The organism is Caballeronia choica (assembly GCF_001544535.1).
Classification (GTDB): domain Bacteria; phylum Pseudomonadota; class Gammaproteobacteria; order Burkholderiales; family Burkholderiaceae; genus Caballeronia; species Caballeronia choica.
The window spans coordinates 1-1,682 of sequence record NZ_FCON02000419.1 but is presented as its reverse complement, the minus strand read 5'-3'; the positions used below and the strand labels follow the sequence as shown (position 1 = coordinate 1,682).

General features: G+C 59.8%; 2 protein-coding genes and 1 pseudogene. 1 reads left to right on the top strand and 2 read right to left on the bottom strand.

Translation table 11 applies throughout. The features are described 5' to 3' along the window. The coding region (locus AWB68_RS44620; protein WP_445344369.1) for an HPP family protein at positions 1-218 on the bottom strand (218 nt) is incomplete at its 3' end. A 282-nt stretch (positions 219-500) separates the two neighbouring features. Here AWB68_RS44620 and AWB68_RS44615 point away from each other — a divergent pair. Further along, complete coding sequence (locus AWB68_RS44615; protein ID WP_087650421.1) at positions 501-821, top strand: DUF1840 domain-containing protein; 321 nt, start codon at positions 501-503, stop codon at positions 819-821. 669 nt (positions 822-1,490) lie between these two features. Here the strand turns inward: AWB68_RS44615 and AWB68_RS50540 are convergent. Next, a pseudogene (locus AWB68_RS50540) lies at positions 1,491-1,682 on the bottom strand (nitric oxide dioxygenase); the annotation flags it as partial.

Genomic DNA, 1,682 nt, shown 5'->3' with positions numbered 1-1,682 from the left:
CTTGCGGGGACCGCGAACAGCAGCACGGCGGAAGCGCCCATCGGTGCGACGAGCAGCGGCAGGTTCGCCGACGCCCCAAGCAGCAGATGCATCGTCCCGCCGGTGAACGCGATGCCAACGAGCGCCCCGAAGCATGAGCGAAAGCGCTCGGGCCACCTGACGGCGACCGGTGACGGAGCGAAGCTGCAAAGCATGCGCACAAGAGAGGAACGAGTCAAGATTGCCCGGGTAGGAGTTTACATTGGAAGGGTTGTCACCTTAAGGGTAAAACCCTAATCGACGAAGGAATCGTTCGAAATGAATATATTACGCTGTGATATAACGCGGTCGCCACGGGTGGCTCGCGCTCCGCTTGGGGAAAGCCCCAATTGAATGGCCATAACCTTTTCCGACAGGGTCGGTTTGCTAATTACATCACACTATGATATAATGTAAAGGAGGCTTCCTAAGGCAATCAGGCTTTGGATCGCCAACTTTTTACTCGAGAGGGAGAGAGTGCCATGCTGATCACATTTCAATCGAAAGCCGCGCCGGATGTCACTATGCTCAAGGATCTCGCAGGGTATCTTCTGGGACTGGTTGGCAAGCGACTGGATGTGCGGGGAGTCACTACCCACGAGCAACTGCCTGTCGCCATCGAACGCCTTGAAGCTGCGATCGTCGACGACGAAAAATTTGCCGAGGACGACGACGCTTTCCATCATGCGGTGCACGCGAATCGTCGCGAGCATCGTGCGGGACTTTCACAGCAGGCTTATCCGTTTCTAGACATGCTGCGCCAGGCACGAGAACACGAGGCAGACATCATCTGGGGTCTCTGACCGCGTCGTGCGCATACTTGAAAGAAGGGACTCAAGGCGAACACGAGGACGTTGCATCTGAGGGAAACGCACATGAAGTTCTTGGCCTTTGTCGTGCTGTGGGGCGTTCTCGTTACCGGGGCACCGGGCCAGCCGCGGCTACCAGCGGCGAGGCCAGCGACCTCCGGTCGATTTCTTGCGGCCATGCCGGGCGCGACTCCGCACAGTGGCGGTTCCCACCAGGCGCTCGCACCAACCGGCGGGGCGAATCAGATAGCGGTCGAAGTGATGGGGCCGTACGGGAACGTACTTCCCAATCTTGCCGACGGCAATCCTTTTATTGTTGTCACGTGGCGCAGTCGCGTAGGGGGCGCCCCGCGAGTGCAGTCCGAACACGGCCCTAAGGCGAGACCGGCGTCCGGCGAACATGTGATGTTTGTCTGGCCCGCAGCCTGAGTCGTCGCAAACAACCGACGTCACGCGTGATCATCCGCGCTGCACGGAGACGCCGGCACACCCTGGAGCCGTAAAAGAGAGGCTACGGTTTTCGGGCGCACCGGAGCGGCTGCGACGAGCAGGACCATGTGCCGCCCGCGAACCGGCGGCGCGCTATGTCGCGATTCGAAATATTCCCGTTCGCCGCCGCGTGGGTCTAACCGGCCATTAAATAGCCCCGTCTTGCTGCATTGCCTAGCGCAGGTCGCCAACGCCGAAAACCTCCGTGTGAATTCGCGATGCGTCGACGCCCAGCGTTTTCAATGTGTCGACCTGCGCTCGCATGAACGGCATTGGCCCGCACACGAAATAATCAGCGTCGCGAAGCAGAACCGCTTCGCGGATCGCTGCGAGGTCAAGCCGTCCGATGAAATCGTAGTCTCTGCC